Raw genomic sequence first — 17,034 nt, 5'->3', positions numbered from 1 at the left:
CGCAGACTTAAAAAATAATCTTACGATAAAAGCTTGCTACACGCTCAGCCATTTCTTTTTCACCTGATATTTTTTCTTGAAAAAAATGTTGCCTTGTCTCTCGCGATTTAAGTATCTCAAGGAGGCCGTTTTTCCATAGTTCCACCTTACCAGGGGGAATCAGCTCTTCAGGATTTTTACATAGTTCCCTCACGGGAGGGAGGTCTGAAGCAAGAACAGGCACTCCCATTTGAATGCCCCTCATTAACGTTAGCCCCATACCTTCAGACAGTGACGGAAAAAGCAGGCACGAACATTGCGCCATCCATTTATCCGGGTTGTTTTGAAAACCATAAAAAGACACACGCTCTGAAAGATGGTTTTCGTGACAAAAAGTCTCAAGCTCTTCTCTCTGAGGGCCGTCTCCCACGACGTTCAGGCGCCAATCGTGGAATGAGCAATCTTTTAAGGCCTCCATTATTATATGAAGTCCCTTTATCTTTGTCAGACGGCCGATAAACAAAAATAAGAACGGGGTCGATTGAAGACTCCCCTTCCATTGGTTTTGAAGGGGCGGCATCCCGTTAAAAATAACGACTCTTTTTTGAGGCAAGTAATGATCCAGATAGTCTTGAACCCAGTTGCTGATCGAAATAGCTCCCAAAGCTTTTTTAAAAGGGGCGATACCCATATTTTTTGAATAAGTGGAATGGGCGGTAATAATGAATGGAATTCCGGAAAGGCGGCTGGCCCACCACGCGATCCACGCGGGAACTCTGGAATGGGCGTGAATGAGCTCCCAGCCTTCCCTCTTGATCCGCATTGCTATTTTAATCGCTGCGTATATGACTGTTAGAGGATTTTTCTGATACACGGGAAGTGCCCAGTGTTCCACATTTTCAAGTTTCTCCTGAAGTTTTCCACCGCCGGAAACAACTAGAACGGTGTGCCCCATTTTTGACAATTCGTTTGAAAGGCCAAGAACATGGCGCTCCACTCCCCCCTCTATAAATTCTGGAAGGAGCTGAATGATTTTCATTCTTTCCACCTCTCTATAATCCATAAAGCCGCCCGTCTGGCTTCATTAAAATCTTTAATCCCCTTAAGGCCTTCGCCGCTTTCCAGAAACTGTGGGGAATACTCAACAAGACATCCCTTTTTTTTAAAGGCATCGAAAAGAGTGTTAAAGCGAGGAATTCCCCATAAATAAAAGGGGCTCGCCACCTGTTGAAGAATTCCCTTAATGCCCTTGCGATGCTCAACCCCCATCAATATAACACGATGTCCCGCCGTAATAGCTTCAGATACCATGGAAACGGAGTCCTCTGTGCAAAACACCCTGTTGCACAACCCCATCATCCCAGGCACGGGGTTAAGGGGGTTTTGGGACGCGAGAAGCAGCATTTTAACGTGAGGCTGGTTCGCCGCCATATGAACAAGGGCGTCTTCAGCGTCTTGGGCAGTGCGCCGGGAAGTGGTTATGTACAGATCCGCCCCCTTGGCCGCTGAAGCGCTGACAATAGGTTTCACATTTTCTTCAACCCATCGTCCGCTAATACGATAGTTCCCATCGTCTCCGCCAATGAGCAGGGCCCATCGATCCTGTGATTCTTGTGGATACAGCGTGGCTAGCTCTTCTGCGGCCTGCTTTAGCTTTTCAGGGAAAATAGAGTTCGGCGCCCCAAGGGTTGGCAGTACGTTTTGTATGTCTTTCGGCCTGTCATGTAAAGGCACAATGGCAAAATCGAAGGGGTTTGAGCCAATAAATGATGGCGTCATGAGGGCGCAGCTCTTCGCCGCCAAATAAGAGGAAAGAGCGAGGTTAAAGGCAGCCGTGCCGCTTCCAGCAGAGATAAAAAGCACTTCATGGGGTTCTGCCCTATGTCGAGTTAAAAGAGTCTGACACTGCTCCATCAATTGCGTGGCGCCAGTCTTTGCCAGCCAATCTTCAAGGCTCTTTTTGTCCATGGACGGAAGATGCCGCCCCTTGAGTTTAAGAAGGCAAAGTTTTCGAAATCCAGATACTTTGGGAACCTCCAATTCTTCTACAATCGTCCCCGTTTCCTGGGCCAGCCAGCCCGCAATGCCCCTACTCTGAAAGAGATGGCCCCGTATTCCGTCGCTTAAGATGACGACCAGCCCTGGCCCGCCCTTCATATTTTTCATCTATTCCTTTGAGCAGCCAATGATACGGCGAACGGCATCGAGGTCTTCGGGGGTATCCACACTGGGACCACGATGGGTCACAGCCGTTTCCACCACTTTCATAGAGTAGCCATGCTCAAGGATCTTGAGCTGTTCTAAAGATTCCGCCGTAGAAAGAGGCGTAGCCTCAAGCTCCACATATTTCATAAGAAAATCTTTGCGATAGCCGTATATCCCTATGTGCTCGTACACTGGAAGGGCTGTTTCAACCCTCATATAGGGGATGGGAGAACGGCTGAAATAGAGTGCGAAGTCCCGACGGTCTTTCACCACTTTAACCACATTGGGGTTTGAAAGACTCGCCTTATCGAGAATGGGGGCGCAAAGGGTCGCGGAGACAACGTCCTCATTCTCTGTGAGAGCATGGATCACCTCATCGATCATGCGTGGGTCGAGGAGGGGTTCATCGCCCTGAATGTTGATGACGTAATCCACATTCATCTTTTCTGCCACCTCAGCCGCCCGGCTTGTTCCGTTGGGATGTTTTTCTGAAGTTAGAACGGCATTGCCATTGAAGGCCTGTACGGCTTTGATGATCCGTTCGTCATCAGTGGCTACTATCAAGGCTCCAAGAGAAGAACTGGACGCCTTCTCATAAACATGCTGTATAAGAGGTTTGCCGCAAATATCGGCAAGGGGTTTTCCCGGAAGACGGGTTGATCCGTACCGAGCAGGTATTACGCCTAGTATATTCATAGCTTTATACGATGCTCCTTCGCTTTTTGTAGTAATTTATCACGGTCAAGGAAGGAAATCTCCCTGACTATCCACTCTCTCATGGCTTTGCCATCCTCAGTTTCCTGGGAGTAGCTCATAAAGTCAAGTTTAACATTCAGTTCCTGAGCCACACGCCAGGCCATGACAGGCCACACCTGACCAATATCGCCAATGATGGGGATGCTTCCCTCGTGCCTGGCAAAGGCCGACATTTCCATACGGAAAGGGATTTTAGAGATCTTTGTTTTGGGCAATCCCTTGTTAATGGCCTCTTGTATCATGGCGCTTTGTTTCTGCAGATCCTGGGCTTTGCGAAGGTTTTCATCAAGATCGATGCGAATGAGTTTCTTGTCCCTAAGGCTGTAGGTATGAAGGCCTTTCCACCACGACCAGATGCCATGGCCAGTGTAGCATTCGAAAGGCCCATCGTGGATTTCCTGGGTAAGGGCCACTGCCGATTCGATGATCACATCGGCCTCATCAAGCATTCTGGCCACTCTCTGTGACCGTTCAAAAACAGAAATACTGTCGCCAATAGCCATGCCCACATGGCCGCTTCCTATCATCTGAGGAATGCTGACGAGAACAGGCAACCCCTTTTCAGCGCCAATTCCGATCATGGTGCGCCGGTCGGCTCCCCATCCGGCAACAACTTCGAAGGGAAGGCCATAGACCTTGCATATGCTCAATATTTCCGCAGCCAGCATTTCGTTGCGCAACCCCATAGGATAAGCCATGTTGCCTGCCGCTTTCAAAACAATGCGGCCATCTATTTCTTCGCCCCGTTTAAGCAGTTCTTCGTCAAGAACCATTTCGCGCCGTAGGGTGTTCATTTCCTGGGGAGTAAGCTGGGTAAATTCGAATACGTTTCCCCGAGGCATATACTTTTCATCAAATCCGAACTCCGTCCCGCTGCTCATTTTTACCTTATCGAGAGCACCTGCCATTTCGTGCCCCACAACGGCCGAGCTGGTGGTTACTCCGTCAATGATCCCTTTATCCATAAGCTCTGCTATGAGGGTGGTGACACCTTCGTGAATGTTAGGGCCGCTGCCTGTGGCTACCATTATTTTGCCGCCCTTTTTCTTCACTGCCGTCATTATTTTTACAGCTTCGTCCAGACTGGCTTTTGATCTTTCGTCTAATTCCTGATAAAAGGAATTTAAAAGCTTTTCATTTATTTTCATCAACCCATCACCTCACGTATTTCTTTCCAGGATAAGGATGCCGCTCCCCCCACTCCTTCAAAATACTGTGCCGCTCCCTGTTTTACTCTTTCCCTCATAGAGGGAGAGAGGCTTTTCTGCCACCATTCAGCCATTTCTTCCGCATTTCGCACAGTTACTGCCCCATGGTGTGCTGCCAGACCTGCTGCCGCTTCGGGAAAATCTTCCATATTCGGACCATGACAGACCGGTATGCCGAAGACTGCGGCCTCCATAAGGTTCTGCCCCCCTTTAGGAACCAGGCTTCCTCCCACGAAGGCACTGTCAGCAACACCGTAGAGGTCGAAGAGAACCCCTATTTTATCGACTATAAGGATGTCCCATCCATTTTTTACAGCAGAGAGGCGCTCCGCCTTGGCAATTTTCTGAGCTGAAGCAGTGACGGCCTCGGCCCGTTCGGGATGGCGTGGAACTATGATGAGCCGGGCCTCTGGTATTTGCTTTTTGACCTGTGAATAGGCCTCAAGGACAATTTCATCTTCTCCTGTATGGGTGCTGCCGGCTAAAAAAACCGGTTTTCGGCGGCCAATAAGTTTATTAGCCCAGCTGAAGTCCGCACTTTTTTGCCTCAATCTGAGAGCGTCAACTTTGCAGTCTCCCGTCACTGCGATTTTCTCTGGCTCCAGCCCTAAAGAAAGCAGATATTCCTCATCTTTATCTGAGCGAACCATAAGGCGGGTAAAGCATGAAAAAATATTCCGCCAGAAATCCGGGTGGTTTTTCCCCTTTAACGATGTCGTTTCTGAAAACCGGCCATTCACAAGAAATGCCGGAATTTGCCGTTTTACCAGCTCTTTGAGCAAATTGGGCCAAATCTCAGTTTCTATAACCACATAGGCTTTGGGCTGTATGGCGTCAAGAGCGCGAGCCACGATCCACGGAGTATCCCAGGGGTAATAGATATGGGCGTCAAATAGTTCTGATACCAGCTGATGGGCCATATCTTTTCCTGTAACGGTTGTCGTAGACAACACTACAGGAAGATCCGGAACATCTTCGTGGGCCGCAAGAAGAAGGGGCCAGGCCGATTGAACCTCTCCTACTGAAACGGAATGAACCCAAAGTGGGTTTTTTCTACGAAACAATTGTTTTTTTTCTTCTGTATAAAGAGCTTTCCGCTCATTCAGCCCCGTTTTGTATTTATGCGCCAGCCATGGGTACGCCATGAGATAGGCTGCTGATATGAGGGCCCTGTACGCAGAATAGTTCAGATCAGGCCACCCCCGCTTTAAGCAGTTCGTGAAGGTGAATAATTCCAATGGGCTTGCCTGCCTTCGCAACAATAAGCACTGAAATTTCCCTTTCTTCCATTATATGGACGGCTTCCGCAGCTAAACGGCCAGCTTCCAGCGTGACAGGATTTTTTGTCATGGCACTGGACACATCAGACTCAAGACATTCCACTCCGCACCGCTCAATAAGGCGACGCAAATCGCCATCTGTAAATATTCCGGCAAGTTTTCCCTCTTCGTCAACAATGAGCGTTGCCCCGTATCCCTTGCTCGTCATCTCGAAAAGGGCGTCGCTTACCTTGACATGCTCGATGACCACCGGCAGCTTATCTCCAGATCCCATAACATCTTCGACCTTAGTCAAAAGCCTTCGGCCAAGGGCACCCCCTGGGTGAAAGAGGGCAAAATCATCTTCTTCAAGCCCCCGGAGTTCCGTTACCATGCCTGCAAGGGCATCGCCAATTGCAAGCTGTACAGTGGTGCTGCTCGTCGGGGCCAGATTCAATGGATCCGCTTCCCTGCTGACACTTGAGTTCAAGACTATGTCAGAGTTTTTAGCAAGGGGAGAAGATATTCCGCCAGTGATGGATATAACAGGCGCTCCTAACCGCCTAAAGAAAGGAAGGAGGGCCACCACTTCTTTTGTTTTTCCGCTATTGCTGATAAAAAGGCCAACGTCTTCTCTGCAAACCATGCCGAGGTCGCCATGGGACGCTTCGGCAGCATGAAGAAAGAAAGACGGCGTCCCCAGGGATGCAAGGGTTGCCGCTATTTTTCTGCCGATAAGCCCCGATTTGCCCATGCCTATCACAACAAGACGGCCTTTGCTGCAATGAATAACCCTTGCCGCCTTAACAATTTCCTGGCCCATTTCGTCGGCCACTCGCAACAATTCGCTCGCTTCCTGTTTTAATACATCTCGGCCTATGGAAAGCAGCCGTTCGTCATCGAGATCGATCCCTGCCCGATCTCTGGGAAGACAGACCATTTTCTACGCCTCCTCCGCCCAATCAAGATTTACCTTTTCGATGGTGTTTTCTACAAAATTCCATATTTCTTTTATCTGAAAGAGAAAATACTCAAGTTTTTTAAGGGGGACCATATTGGGTCCGTCACTTTTCGCCTTGTCCGGATCAGGGTGGGTTTCAATAAAGAGGCCGTCAATGCCGATAGCGGCAGCAGCCCTTGCCAGGGGAAGGGCAAAACGCCGGTCTCCGCCGCTGGACGTTCCCTTTCCGCCAGGCATCTGTACGCTATGGGTGGCATCAAAGACAACAGGACATCCAAGACTCCGCATCAAAACAAGAGAACGCATATCCACAACCAGCTGGTTATAGCCCATAGTGGTGCCCCTTTCGCACAACAAGATCTTTTCGTTTCCCGCTTCTCTGCATTTCTCCACAACCTGCTTCATATCCTGGGGGGCCAGGAACTGGGCTTTCTTTATATGAAGGGCGCGCCGGGTCTGGGCGGCAGCTACGAGAAGGTCTGTCTGGCGACAGAGGAAAGCGGGAATCTGCAAGATATCAGCCACCTCTGCCACAGGCTCTGCCTGCCATGACTCATGGATATCGGTCAGTACCGGCACTGAAAGCTTTTCTTTTATCTCTGCCAGCTGGGCAAGGCCTTTTTCAAGGCCTGGACCGCGATAGCTGTGAATGGAAGTTCTGTTTGCCTTGTCATAAGAAGCTTTAAAAATATAGTTCATGCCTAGACGATCACATATTTCCTTTGCTGTCTGCCCTATTTCCAGACCCAAATCCAGGCTTTCGAGAGAGCAGGGACCAGCAATGACTGTAAGGGCTTCTCCACCTACAAAAAAATTATGAATTGGTACTGTATGAACCATGAATGTCATCTCCCTGATTTATAATGCGGGATATTTTCTGATAGACGCGACATCGGAGATCCCAACCGTATTCTCGTGCCACATACTCTACTACATTGTCTAATGCTCCTGGACCGCCAAGGCGCTTTTTGCCTTCTTCTCCCATAGATTGACGAAGTTCTGAATCGGACAGAATGACGAAAGCCGTATCAGCAAGAACCTGTGGATCGGGGGAAACAAGGATTTCAGAGTCTCCAAGAAGTTTTTTTTGCACTAGCTTCCCTTTCTCCCTTATGGAAACAACGGGAACTCCAAGGCCTGCACAGACCTGATTAGCCGTTCCTCCAAGACCTATAAGGATATGGGCGTCGGTTGCGACTGATACAAGAGGACCTAAATAGAACAATACCCGTAATCCGTTCTTTACAATGCCTCGTCCATCGTCAGCCAGCCGCCACCCAGGGGCCGCTGCCACCAATTGCTCTATGTCCAGTGAGGGGGCAATAACTGCCACAAATACGCACGACGTCTTTTTATTAAGGATCTCCACAGCGTCGAGCAGCATTTTCATATCATCATAGGCACGTTGTCTGCTGCCCGGCAACAAAAGCACCCTGGCTCCCTTTTCTTTGGGCCATTGAAAATATCCACTATTATTATCACATGTGAGGTCCATTATTGGATTCCCCGCAAACACCGCGTCGGCGTGGGAACGTACAAGCTCTTTAGCGGTCTCGGAATCCCGTGTCCAAACCCGGCGGCAACGATGTTTTAAAAGAAACCGCTCAAGTCGCCAATGGCCGCTCAGATAGACGGTTTTGGCCGTGGCTACGAGAACTGGAAGTTGTCCCTGCCCCCAGAGGGTGTGAAGTAAAAGATAGACATCTCCAACACAGAGAGGGGTGCGCACCTCGCCGCGCAGTTTTTTCCAGGCTTTGAGCTGGGAAAATATATGACGGACAAGCCCCGATTTCAGATCTTTTAGCAAATCTGAAATGTGATATTTGATTACCCCTCCTGAGGGGGATTCAGAAGGTACAGAGTCCACAGAGATGCCGGCATTCTCGTACTGCTCTCCCTTTCCCACAATAGGGAAGGACGTAACGTAAGCGCACGGGAACCGCTTTTTCACTTTTTGAGCCAAAAGAGCTCCCATGGCATCTTCTCCATATCCGTTGGAGGCCACTACCAGCCGAGGTCGAAGTTTTTCTGCAACAATACTCCAGAAACGGTCTTCTTCGTCTATGACTGTTGAGATTATAGGCACAAGAAGAGGAGAGATAAGGGGCTCCTTGGGAAGATTGTAGACGTCTTTTTCAGTGCAGACCAGATATCGGGCCCCCAGCTCCTCCTTGAGGGCGGCAAGCCGTTCCATATCTCTCAGGTCGAAACGGTGGTGGTCTTTGAAGCGCTGTTCCCTGAGCACGCGCAAACCTGCCTGGTCCAGTGTCCGCCTAAAACTTTCCGGGCTTCCAATGGCGGAGAAGGCCACCACAGGCAGGGACTTCACAGTAAAATCTTCCATATCCTGCCAGGAACCGTCCCATAAAGACCAGCATCGCAGTTCCAGCCTCGATGTGAACAGACGGTCTGCCGGAATATATTGCAAAAGCTTCTGGCGGAGGCTTCGCAGCTCATCTTCTGAAACCTGATCGGCCTTTGTTATGACCACTATATGGGCCCTTTGAATAGCTTTTGGAGGTTCCCTCAAAATGCCCGCCGGTACAAGGCGTCCGTTTCCGAAGGGGCAGCAGGCGTCCACGAGCACTATATCCACATCCCGCCCTAAACGGCGATGCTGAAAGGCGTCATCGGCGACAATGAGTTCCACATTGTGTTTCTGCAAGGCTTCCACGTCTTTTAAACGATCTCTCGAAACTGCCACTGGCACATGGGGAAGACGGGAGGCCAGAAGGAGGGGCTCGTCTCCAACGATCTCTCTTTCAGAAGAAGTACCCTTTATTACAACAGGCTCGCTTGTCCGCCCTCCATAACCCCGGCTTACAATGCCCACACGAACCCCCATATTGTAGAAATGGCGGGAAAGCATTTCTACGAAAGGCGTCTTGTTTGTTCCGCCAAGGGTAATATTTCCTACACTGATAACGGGAATAGGCGGTTCATAGCTTGCCACAAGACCATGGTCGAAGGCAAAATTACGCGACCGGGCAAAACTTTGAGAAACACAGGCCAAGGGGACGAGCAAGGCCCAGGGGCTGAACTGCCGCTCTCCCCTGGCCCATTCAAGATAACTACGGACGAGTTTCATTGTTCTTCTCTCCCCCAAATTGCAGCTCGTACAGGTGGCGGTAGATTCCACCCTTTTCAAGGAGCTCGTCGTGGGTGCCGCTTTCCACAATGTGCCCCTTACTGAGGACAAGAATGCGGTCCGCACTCCGCACAGTGGACAGGCGGTGGGCGATGACAAAGGAGGTTCGGCCTTCCATGGCTTTTTCCATAGCTTCCTGTATCTGGCTTTCAACGGCCACGTCAAGAGATGATGTAGCCTCGTCAAGAATAAGGATGCGGGGATTCCGTATAATGGCACGAGCTATGGCCACGCGCTGTCTCTGGCCGCCGCTGAGGGTAACTCCCCGTTCTCCCACTTCAGTGTCATATCCTTCGGGAAGGCTGGTTATAAAGGAATGGATACCGGCAATCTGAGCCGCCTTCACTATATCCTCTTCTGTAGCCTGGGGAAAACCGTAGCTGATGTTAAAGGCCAGACTTCCCTTCATGAGAACCGGGTCTTGGGGTACAATGCCAATCTGTTTCCGCAGTTCTGTGAGATCAAGGGTTCTCACATCGCAACCATCAACGCTCACTTTCCCGCGGGAAGGGTCATAAAAGCGGGGAATAAGGTCCATGAGAGTAGATTTCCCGCCGCCTGTTTCGCCGACAACGGCAACCCTTTCTCCAGGACAGACCTCGAGAGCGACGCCTTTTAACACCCACTGTTCGTCTTTATAGGCAAACCAGACATCTTCCATTTTGATCGCACCCTGTATGACTCCCAGGGGAACGGGATGTTCTGGCGAACGTATTTCACAAGGGGTATCAAAAATTGAAAAGATGCGTTCCGCCGAAGCCAGGCACAGCTGCATGCTGCTGACCACGCGGGTAAAGACCCGGATAGGGTGAACCAGAAAACCAAGATATCCCAAGAAGGCGATGAGTTCACCAGGAGTGAGTTTTTCATTTATAACATCTCTCCCCCCTATCCAGAGAATTAAGGCAAGGGCCGCAATGAGCACCACTTCGATAACACCTGAGAGGGCAGCCTGTACCTGCACTCCATGCATGAGGGCCTTGAAGTTCGCTCTGTTCTGGTCCTTAAAGCGTTGAGATTCCATGGCTTCCGTCACAAAGGAACGCACGATGCGTATGGCCGACAGGGCTTCCTGAATGATGGCAGACAGCCTGGCCAGCTCTTCCTGGATCGCATGCCCGACAAAGCGAAGTTTTTTGGAGGCATGGTCAAGAATGAAAAAGGTCAGGGGCAGAATGGCAAAGGTGATAAGGGTAAGACGCCAGTTGATATATATGAGGAACCCAAGCATGCCCAAAAAGGTGATGCCCTGTACCACAAGATCCACTATGACAGTAGTAACCATGTTCTGCAGTACATTGACATCGTTGGTGATGCGCGACATCAGCTCGCCTACCCGCTTGCCGTATATATATCGCAGGGATAGATTCTGCATATGATCGTAGAGGCCCACACGAAGGTCCATGACCACATGCTGCCCCACCCAGTTCATAAGATACTGGTGGCCGTAGGAAGCGATACCTTTGCCCGTAAAAAGGAGCACCAGACCGATGGTAAGCACATTGAGAACATCCATCTTTTTAGCGATGAGAACATCGTCCACCACGTTTTTTAAAAGCCACGGGGGAATGACAGTAAAGACAGAGGCCAGAACCATACACCCAAGGGCGGCAAAGAGCCTCGGGAAATATGGCCGGGTATATTCTAAAAGACGTACGTAAATATGCTTCTTATTCATTGATACACAGCCTTTCGATCATGTCACATAACTTTTTCGAAGGTGTTTCTATAGACCGCCCGGATAGCTGGCATAATTTTATTTTCTGGGCTCTTCGTTCTTCGTGGTCGAACCAGAGGGCGCTTATTTCCCTAACTACATCTTTCGAGCTCAGTTCTCCAACTACTTCCTTCATTATCTGGCTTTGAGAAAGCCGATTAGGCCACGCCAGGTAGGAGGTTCTATGATTCGCTTTCCACCGCAGCACTTTCTCTTTAACAGCCGGACCAAAAATCGGCAAGGATGCAATGAGCCCCTTTAAGCCGCTTATGGGGATTTCCCTCAAAAAAGCGAAGGGAACGGCAACGAGTGCGGGTATTCCCATATGCATAAGCTCAAGGGTGTTTGTTCCAGGCTGGGTTAAGGCCATGTCCGCATTTTTAAGAACCACACCTGTTCCAGCCATCGCCGGGTTTAAACCCGCGGAACGCCAGGTTTCCCGCTCTTCAGCCTTCGAAAAGGGAGAGAGGAGAGTTGCAACCTGAAGCGGCCCTGTCTGTTCCCGCAGCAAAGAGACCACTTCCATAAGATAGGGCAGAGCCTTGGCGCGTATGGCAGGGCGGCTTCCCGGGAATAAAACCAGTTTAAGACCTTGCCTATCCAGCCAGGGAGAAGGGCCGTCATCCATAAGGATCCCTTCTTTAACAAGATCGCCAACTACTGCCGCATTAGGAGATATGGACCGGGCCATGGATTCAAAGGCGGTAAAGACACCACTACAGTGTTCCAATCCTTTTTTACGGCCATAAGTGTAGCAGAAAAGAGGGACTTTTCCTTTTTGGCCCATATGGCGCCCAAAAAAGAGATCGCCGCCCAGTTGAATAATACCATCAGTTTCATGATGGTTCATAGCCCGCAAAGTATTTGCCGAAGAGTAAGGCCCCTTCACTTCATCCGCTCCCAGTGCCATGGCCGCATGACCTTCCCGCCCACTGGCAAATTGGCATGGAAGAATCCAGATTGTAACATTTTTATTACGGCGTTTAAGTTCTCTCGTAAGGGGGCGGCACCATCCCCAAAGTTCGCCCGGGCCATTGACAAGAAGAGTCACGGAATTCATGGCAGCCCCCCCTTGAGAATAGCCTGAGTCCAAAGTTCCGTAGCTCCAGGCACTCCCAAATCCTTTCTGCCTCTCATAAGAGCTTCGTGTTTCTGCTTTTCCACCTCGGGATCATCAAGATAAAGGATCGCCTCTTCCATAACACGGGAAGAAGAGGCCTCTTTTTGCAGAAGCTCGGGATAAACTGTTTCGTGGGCCATAATATTAGGAAGCGAAACCCAGGGAGTCTTAACAAAATTCTTATAGATGCGCCACGATAGCCATGACCCTTTATACACGACGATCATGAAACGGTTTGCCATCATGGCCTCAAGGGAGGCTGTTCCACTCGCCCCCACTACCATCCGGCTCCGTTCCATAAGTTCCTTTCCCCTTCCTTCAAAAAGAGTCCACTTTCGCAAGTCTCTTTTCATCTTTTCACGGATAGAAGAAGAAAGGCCTGGGGCAATTGAAAAGACAGGTTCATATCCCATACTTTGAAATTGTCGGGCACTTTCCACAAGTATGGGCAGCAGCCTTTTCACTTCCCCAGTGCGGCTTCCTGGCAGAAGGGCAATGATTCGGCCTGACGGTTCTGTGACACCAGAGGAACTGGTCTCATCAAGGAAGGGATGGCCGATCCAAAGGGATGGAACGTCATGTTCTGTTAAATAGAGGTGTTCAAAGCGCAGCAGGGGCAGCAGAAGAGTGCAATACCGCCGCAGTGTCCTGACTCGTTTTTTTCTCCACGCCCAGACAGTGGGCGGGGCCACGTAGAAAATAGGATTCTCAAACCCCTTCTTTCGCAGCGACCGGATAAGTGGAAGATGAAAATCCGGGCTGTCTATAACAATGACCCGCCTGGGCTGCTCTTTGAGAATAAACTTCACCATGGTATTTTTAAGGCGAAGGAGCCTGGGGATAGCCGCCAGGATATCTGTGCTGCCCATAAGACTCAGTTGGTCGATTGTCCAGAGAGCCTCCCCCTGTTCTGCGACTCCCCTGGGACCAAGCATCCCCATGATGGGCTCGTCAGTTTGTTTGCGAAGATACCGGATGATAGAGCCTGCGTAGTGATCCCCTGAAGGTTCGCCGCAACTTATATAGATAGACATGGGGGCACTCCCACCACTGCGATGTTCAGCCGGGCAGCAAGCTCAAGAAAAGCTTCTTTCTCAAGCATGAGGGTACGGCCGGCTTCGAGAGCCAGGCAGGTTTGTCCGGCTTTCTCCATCATGTGGAGGGTATGAGTTCCCACTACAGGGATATCAAAGCGTTCATCCTGGTCTGCCCGCATCATTTTTATCACAGAGCCTCCATGGACCAATGTTCCAGCCCGCTGAAGCATGGCATCTGTTCCTTCCATAGCTTCCACTGCCACAACCGCGCCGCTGTGTATGACGATGCTCTGGCCAAAAGAAAGGGGCAGAAGATGAAAAAGGATTGAGCAGCCATAGGCTACATCCTTTGCTTCCTGATCTGAAAGGCCTCGGGCTGAGACTTGCCCTTCAGGAGTGAGGAGATCAGAAAGGATCTGTCTGTACCCTGCTACTTTAATTCCAGTTTTTTCTATAGTACGGACGATACGACTGAGAAGAGCGTGGTCATCGTTGTTTTCTGCATCAAGAGACTGTTTCAGCAATACGTCGAGGTTTTCTCGCTGGTACATGAGACTTTTGGGAACCTGACCTGCCAGTATCATGGTCTCTACTTTATGGGAAAGCATCTGACCCAAAATCCATTCAAGATCAGGTGTTGCCACTGTCCAAATTTGCCTTGCAAAAGGAGCGAGGCGCTCTATATCCGCTCCCATTGAAAAAACATAAGGGGGCATTCCCTCTTTGAAAAGCCTGGCACAAATTATTTCAGGGAGGCAGCCCTCCCCGGCAATAATAGCAAGTGTTCTTTTCATATTAATCATTCGCCTTTCGTGCGAAGTATCCTCCTACAAGCAAAAAGAGGACGTTAGGCACCCAAGCAGCCAAGAGCGGGGGCATATGTTCTGTTTCCCCAAAGGCTTTGCAAAGGGACATCACTACATAGTAGACGAAAACAATCATGACGCTGAGGCCAAACCCCACGCCGGACCCGGTTCTATGGGATCTTACGCCAAGGCTGGCTCCTAATATGGCGAGAACAACGCTCGCCCATGGAACAGCGAATCGAAGGTGGAAGAGAACCCACAACGGCGCAAGGTTCCCACCCTGGGCCTGAAGAAGGCGTATCTGGGCCATAAGTTCCAGGGCGCTCATTTCACTCGGTTTGCGGGAAGCCTGCTCAACCTGCTGAGGCGAGAGGTTTAGATCGAATTGCTGACGCTCGAAACGAAAAAGGAGTTCTACTTTTCCACCATTCGTTACCTGAAATACTTCACCATCATCAATCCACCATTTTCCATCTTTCCAGAGGCCAGTCTTGCCCACGGTTATCCGTTTGAGCTTTCCCTTTTCGAACTCCTGAACGAGCACATTGGTCATAGTTCCTTTTCGAGGCTGAAGCTTTTCTATGTAAATAACCCTGTTGAGCTGCCCATTGCTTTCGTCCCGTAAAAAAACTTGTTCTTTGAGAACGGAGGGCTTCTCTCGCATCACTTCGAATCTCATGAGATTTTCCGCGGCACGATTTGAAAAAGGCACCACTGTTTCATTAAGGATAAGAGCAGAAAGCCCTACCAGGAGAGATCCCACAATGACAGGTTTCAAAATTCGCTGAAAGGAAATTCCGGAGGCTTTCAGCGCCACTATTTCACTGTTTGTAGAAAGTTTGCCAAAGGTAAGGAGTGCCGAGAGCAGACACGCCATGGGCAGTGTCAGAATGATCACTTCCGGCAAACTGTAGATAAAAAGCCGCAAGACAACGCCAATGGATATCCCTTTTTCTATAATCATGCTGGCAATTTGGAAAAGCAGGTCGCCCGCTACAAACACCATGGTAAAGGCCATGACGCCAAAAACAAAGGATCCAGCCATTTCTTTCCATATGAAACGATCGAGAATTCCTCTATTTCCCACTATCCCCACGTCCTGTTACCCATTCTTTATTGTATGCGAGTATGTATTCGGCAGCTTCGCGAATAGCGCCCCGGCCGCCCTCTTTGGTGGTAACCCTGTCTGCCGCCTTTTTGGCCTCTGATACGGCATTGGCCACCGCAAAACCAAGACCGACCCACTGAAGACATTCAACATCGTTCACATCATCGCCGGCATAAGCAATCTGAGAGGATGGGAGAGCGAGATCAGAGGCCAGTTTTTTCAATGCTTCATATTTATTTTTTACGCCATTCTGAAGGAGGGCTATGCCAAGCTCTTTTGCCCGCCCTTCTGTGGCAGGTGAGTAACGGCCGCTTATAATGGCTACTTCTACGCCCCCTTGGCGAAGACGGGAAATGCCCATGCCATCCTGTATATCAAAACGTTTAAACTCGTTGCCCCGCCCATCAAGATATACTCCGCCATCAGTCAAAGTTCCATCTACGTCAAGAACAAGGAGTTTAATCATCTGTCTCTCCTTTAGAACCATGGGGCCATGGCGCCAGCCCCCGGTGTGCTTGTGCCACAAATGCAACGATCTCGGCAGCAAGAGCGTTTTCACCGGCAGCAAGACTTTGAGCCGCCGTTCTGATTGGAAGACCGCTATGGTAAAGATGCCGATATAGATTTTTTATATCTTTCCTGTCAGAGGAAGAAAAACCAGCCCTTTTCAGACCCACGCTGTTTATACCGTGTACCTGGGCCGGATGGCCGTCAACAAGCAAAAATGGCGCTACATCTTTCACAACTTTCGACAGACCCCCTATCATACAGTAGCGGCCAACCCGGACAAATTGATGAAAACCTGCCAGGCCGCCTACGACTGTACCCTCTCCCACAGAAACGTAGCCGGCGAAACCTGCTTTGTTTGCAATGGTAACACGTTTTGCTATCTGTACGTTGTGGCCCAGATGGACACCTTCCATAATGAAGCAGTCATCGCCCACCACTGTAATCGCTCCCTCACCACAGGCGCGATGTATTGTCACATTTTCTCGAATAACCACCCTATCCCCAATATGAACCCAGCTTTCTTCATTGCCAAAACTTTTATCCTGCGGTTCCCGGCCAAGGATGGAATTTTCATAGATGTGGCATCCTGCCCCGATTCGGGTGAAATCGAGGATACGAACAAAGGCCTCCAGCGTGGTGTTTTCGCCAATATGTACCAGGTCTCCCACAATACAATAGGGCCCCACAACAATATTATCTTCAAGAACCGCCTTTGGCGATACTATTGCCGTAGGATGAATGGTTACGGACATGGCTAAATCCTTTCCTCCATAGCTTCTTTCTTGGAAAGCCTCTCTGCCATGAAGAAGCTGTACTCCGCTTCTGCGGCAAGCTCTCCGTCGACTTCCGATCTTGCTTTCACTTTTCCCATAAGCCCCCGCGACTTGACCATTTCAGCTGTGGTAATGAGCTGATCTCCAGGTCTTACAGGGCGGCGAAAACGGGCCTTGTCCACTCCTGTCAGGTATGTCACCATATTTTGCATGTTTGGTCGGCAAACGATCATCATGGCCGCCACTTGCCCCATGGCTTCAAGAATAAGAACACCGGGCATCACCGGTTCGTCAGGAAAGTGGCCGGTAAAGAAAGGTTCGTTAATTGAAACATTTTTGAGGCCAACCACTCGATTTTCCCCTACTTCCAAGATGCGGTCTACCAGAAGAAATGGATAGCGGTGTGGAAGGGCTTTCATAATTTTATCAATATCGATCATTATATTA

At 49.9% G+C, this 17,034-nt stretch carries 16 protein-coding genes; all 16 read right to left on the bottom strand.

Annotated features, from left to right (window positions below):
* Positions 1 to 7: 7 nt before the first annotated feature.
* Genes B2U56_RS04760 through fabZ form a run of 16 tightly spaced genes read right to left on the bottom strand, consistent with a single transcriptional unit; the run spans position 8 to position 17,027 of the window.
* A complete protein-coding gene (locus tag B2U56_RS04760; RefSeq protein WP_013048868.1) occupies positions 8 to 1,018 on the bottom strand; it encodes a glycosyltransferase family 4 protein in 1,011 nt (336 codons plus the stop codon).
* Positions 1,015 to 2,145: a mitochondrial fission ELM1 family protein gene (locus B2U56_RS04755; protein WP_273015265.1), complete on the bottom strand. Its 1,131-nt coding sequence runs from the start codon at positions 2,143 to 2,145 to the stop codon at positions 1,015 to 1,017. The genes B2U56_RS04760 and B2U56_RS04755 overlap by 4 nt, the downstream gene beginning before the upstream one ends.
* Positions 2,146 to 2,880, bottom strand: a complete 735-nt coding sequence (kdsB, locus tag B2U56_RS04750) for a 3-deoxy-manno-octulosonate cytidylyltransferase (RefSeq protein ID WP_013048870.1) — start codon at positions 2,878 to 2,880, stop codon at positions 2,146 to 2,148.
* Positions 2,877 to 4,088 carry a deoxyhypusine synthase family protein gene (locus B2U56_RS04745; protein ID WP_013048871.1) on the bottom strand — a complete coding sequence of 404 codons (1,212 nt, stop codon included), beginning with the start codon at positions 4,086 to 4,088 and terminating at the stop codon, positions 2,877 to 2,879. Before B2U56_RS04745 ends, kdsB begins: the two co-directional genes overlap by 4 nt.
* The gene (locus tag B2U56_RS04740) at positions 4,088 to 5,293 is read right to left on the bottom strand and encodes a 3-deoxy-D-manno-octulosonic acid transferase (protein WP_013048872.1); all 1,206 of its coding nucleotides are present in this window, start codon (positions 5,291 to 5,293) and stop codon (positions 4,088 to 4,090) included. Before B2U56_RS04740 ends, B2U56_RS04745 begins: the two co-directional genes overlap by 1 nt.
* Positions 5,294 to 5,339: 46 nt before the next feature.
* Positions 5,340 to 6,347 carry a KpsF/GutQ family sugar-phosphate isomerase gene (locus B2U56_RS04735; RefSeq protein WP_013048873.1) on the bottom strand — a complete coding sequence of 336 codons (1,008 nt, stop codon included), beginning with the start codon at positions 6,345 to 6,347 and terminating at the stop codon, positions 5,340 to 5,342.
* A gap of 3 nt (positions 6,348 to 6,350) precedes the next feature.
* Complete coding sequence (gene kdsA / locus B2U56_RS04730) at positions 6,351 to 7,208, bottom strand: 3-deoxy-8-phosphooctulonate synthase (protein WP_013048874.1); 858 nt, start codon at positions 7,206 to 7,208, stop codon at positions 6,351 to 6,353.
* A complete protein-coding gene (gene lpxK / locus B2U56_RS04725) occupies positions 7,183 to 9,456 on the bottom strand; it encodes a tetraacyldisaccharide 4'-kinase (protein WP_013048875.1) in 2,274 nt (757 codons plus the stop codon). Before lpxK ends, kdsA begins: the two co-directional genes overlap by 26 nt.
* A complete protein-coding gene (locus tag B2U56_RS04720; RefSeq protein ID WP_286952599.1) occupies positions 9,440 to 11,194 on the bottom strand; it encodes an ABC transporter ATP-binding protein in 1,755 nt (584 codons plus the stop codon). Before B2U56_RS04720 ends, lpxK begins: the two co-directional genes overlap by 17 nt.
* A complete protein-coding gene (locus B2U56_RS04715) occupies positions 11,187 to 12,293 on the bottom strand; it encodes a hypothetical protein (RefSeq protein ID WP_013048877.1) in 1,107 nt (368 codons plus the stop codon). The genes B2U56_RS04720 and B2U56_RS04715 overlap by 8 nt, the downstream gene beginning before the upstream one ends.
* A complete protein-coding gene (gene lpxB / locus B2U56_RS04710; RefSeq protein ID WP_013048878.1) occupies positions 12,290 to 13,387 on the bottom strand; it encodes a lipid-A-disaccharide synthase in 1,098 nt (365 codons plus the stop codon). Before lpxB ends, B2U56_RS04715 begins: the two co-directional genes overlap by 4 nt.
* Positions 13,372 to 14,184: an LpxI family protein gene (locus B2U56_RS04705; protein ID WP_013048879.1), complete on the bottom strand. Its 813-nt coding sequence runs from the start codon at positions 14,182 to 14,184 to the stop codon at positions 13,372 to 13,374. Before B2U56_RS04705 ends, lpxB begins: the two co-directional genes overlap by 16 nt.
* Before the next feature lies 1 nt (position 14,185).
* Positions 14,186 to 15,283 carry an LptF/LptG family permease gene (locus tag B2U56_RS04700; protein ID WP_013048880.1) on the bottom strand — a complete coding sequence of 366 codons (1,098 nt, stop codon included), beginning with the start codon at positions 15,281 to 15,283 and terminating at the stop codon, positions 14,186 to 14,188.
* The gene (locus B2U56_RS04695) at positions 15,273 to 15,770 is read right to left on the bottom strand and encodes a KdsC family phosphatase (RefSeq protein ID WP_041459377.1); all 498 of its coding nucleotides are present in this window, start codon (positions 15,768 to 15,770) and stop codon (positions 15,273 to 15,275) included. Before B2U56_RS04695 ends, B2U56_RS04700 begins: the two co-directional genes overlap by 11 nt.
* Positions 15,763 to 16,566: an acyl-ACP--UDP-N-acetylglucosamine O-acyltransferase gene (gene lpxA / locus B2U56_RS04690; RefSeq protein WP_013048882.1), complete on the bottom strand. Its 804-nt coding sequence runs from the start codon at positions 16,564 to 16,566 to the stop codon at positions 15,763 to 15,765. The genes B2U56_RS04695 and lpxA overlap by 8 nt, the downstream gene beginning before the upstream one ends.
* A gap of 2 nt (positions 16,567 to 16,568) precedes the next feature.
* Entirely contained in the window at positions 16,569 to 17,027 is a 459-nt protein-coding gene (gene fabZ, locus B2U56_RS04685; protein WP_273015418.1) for a 3-hydroxyacyl-ACP dehydratase FabZ, read from the bottom strand.
* Between the last annotated feature and the right edge of the window lie 7 nt (positions 17,028 to 17,034).

Source organism: Aminobacterium sp. UBA4987 (genome assembly GCF_002396985.1).
Lineage (GTDB): Bacteria > Synergistota > Synergistia > Synergistales > Aminobacteriaceae > Aminobacterium > Aminobacterium colombiense.
Note: the sequence above shows the minus strand (reverse complement) of the source record. Positions and strands in the feature narration are given on the sequence as shown.

What these genes read in the sequence shown, in the direction of transcription:
- B2U56_RS04760 (WP_013048868.1), bottom strand. Translation starts at nt 1,018, where the DNA reads ATGAAAATCATTCAGCTCCTTCCAGAATTTATAGAGGGGGGAGTGGAG.
- B2U56_RS04755 (WP_273015265.1), bottom strand. Translation starts at nt 2,145, where the DNA reads ATGAAAAATATGAAGGGCGGGCCAGGGCTGGTCGTCATCTTAAGCGAC.
- kdsB (WP_013048870.1), bottom strand. Translation starts at nt 2,880, where the DNA reads ATGAATATACTAGGCGTAATACCTGCTCGGTACGGATCAACCCGTCTT.
- B2U56_RS04745 (WP_013048871.1), bottom strand. Translation starts at nt 4,088, where the DNA reads ATGAAAATAAATGAAAAGCTTTTAAATTCCTTTTATCAGGAATTAGAC.
- B2U56_RS04740 (WP_013048872.1), bottom strand. Translation starts at nt 5,293, where the DNA reads ATGGCGTACCCATGGCTGGCGCATAAATACAAAACGGGGCTGAATGAG.
- B2U56_RS04735 (WP_013048873.1), bottom strand. Translation starts at nt 6,347, where the DNA reads ATGGTCTGTCTTCCCAGAGATCGGGCAGGGATCGATCTCGATGACGAA.
- kdsA (WP_013048874.1), bottom strand. Translation starts at nt 7,208, where the DNA reads ATGGTTCATACAGTACCAATTCATAATTTTTTTGTAGGTGGAGAAGCC.
- lpxK (WP_013048875.1), bottom strand. Translation starts at nt 9,456, where the DNA reads ATGAAACTCGTCCGTAGTTATCTTGAATGGGCCAGGGGAGAGCGGCAG.
- B2U56_RS04720 (WP_286952599.1), bottom strand. Translation starts at nt 11,194, where the DNA reads ATGAATAAGAAGCATATTTACGTACGTCTTTTAGAATATACCCGGCCA.
- B2U56_RS04715 (WP_013048877.1), bottom strand. Translation starts at nt 12,293, where the DNA reads ATGAATTCCGTGACTCTTCTTGTCAATGGCCCGGGCGAACTTTGGGGA.
- lpxB (WP_013048878.1), bottom strand. Translation starts at nt 13,387, where the DNA reads ATGTCTATCTATATAAGTTGCGGCGAACCTTCAGGGGATCACTACGCA.
- B2U56_RS04705 (WP_013048879.1), bottom strand. Translation starts at nt 14,184, where the DNA reads ATGAAAAGAACACTTGCTATTATTGCCGGGGAGGGCTGCCTCCCTGAA.
- B2U56_RS04695 (WP_041459377.1), bottom strand. Translation starts at nt 15,770, where the DNA reads ATGATTAAACTCCTTGTTCTTGACGTAGATGGAACTTTGACTGATGGC.
- lpxA (WP_013048882.1), bottom strand. Translation starts at nt 16,566, where the DNA reads ATGTCCGTAACCATTCATCCTACGGCAATAGTATCGCCAAAGGCGGTT.
- fabZ (WP_273015418.1), bottom strand. Translation starts at nt 17,027, where the DNA reads ATGATCGATATTGATAAAATTATGAAAGCCCTTCCACACCGCTATCCA.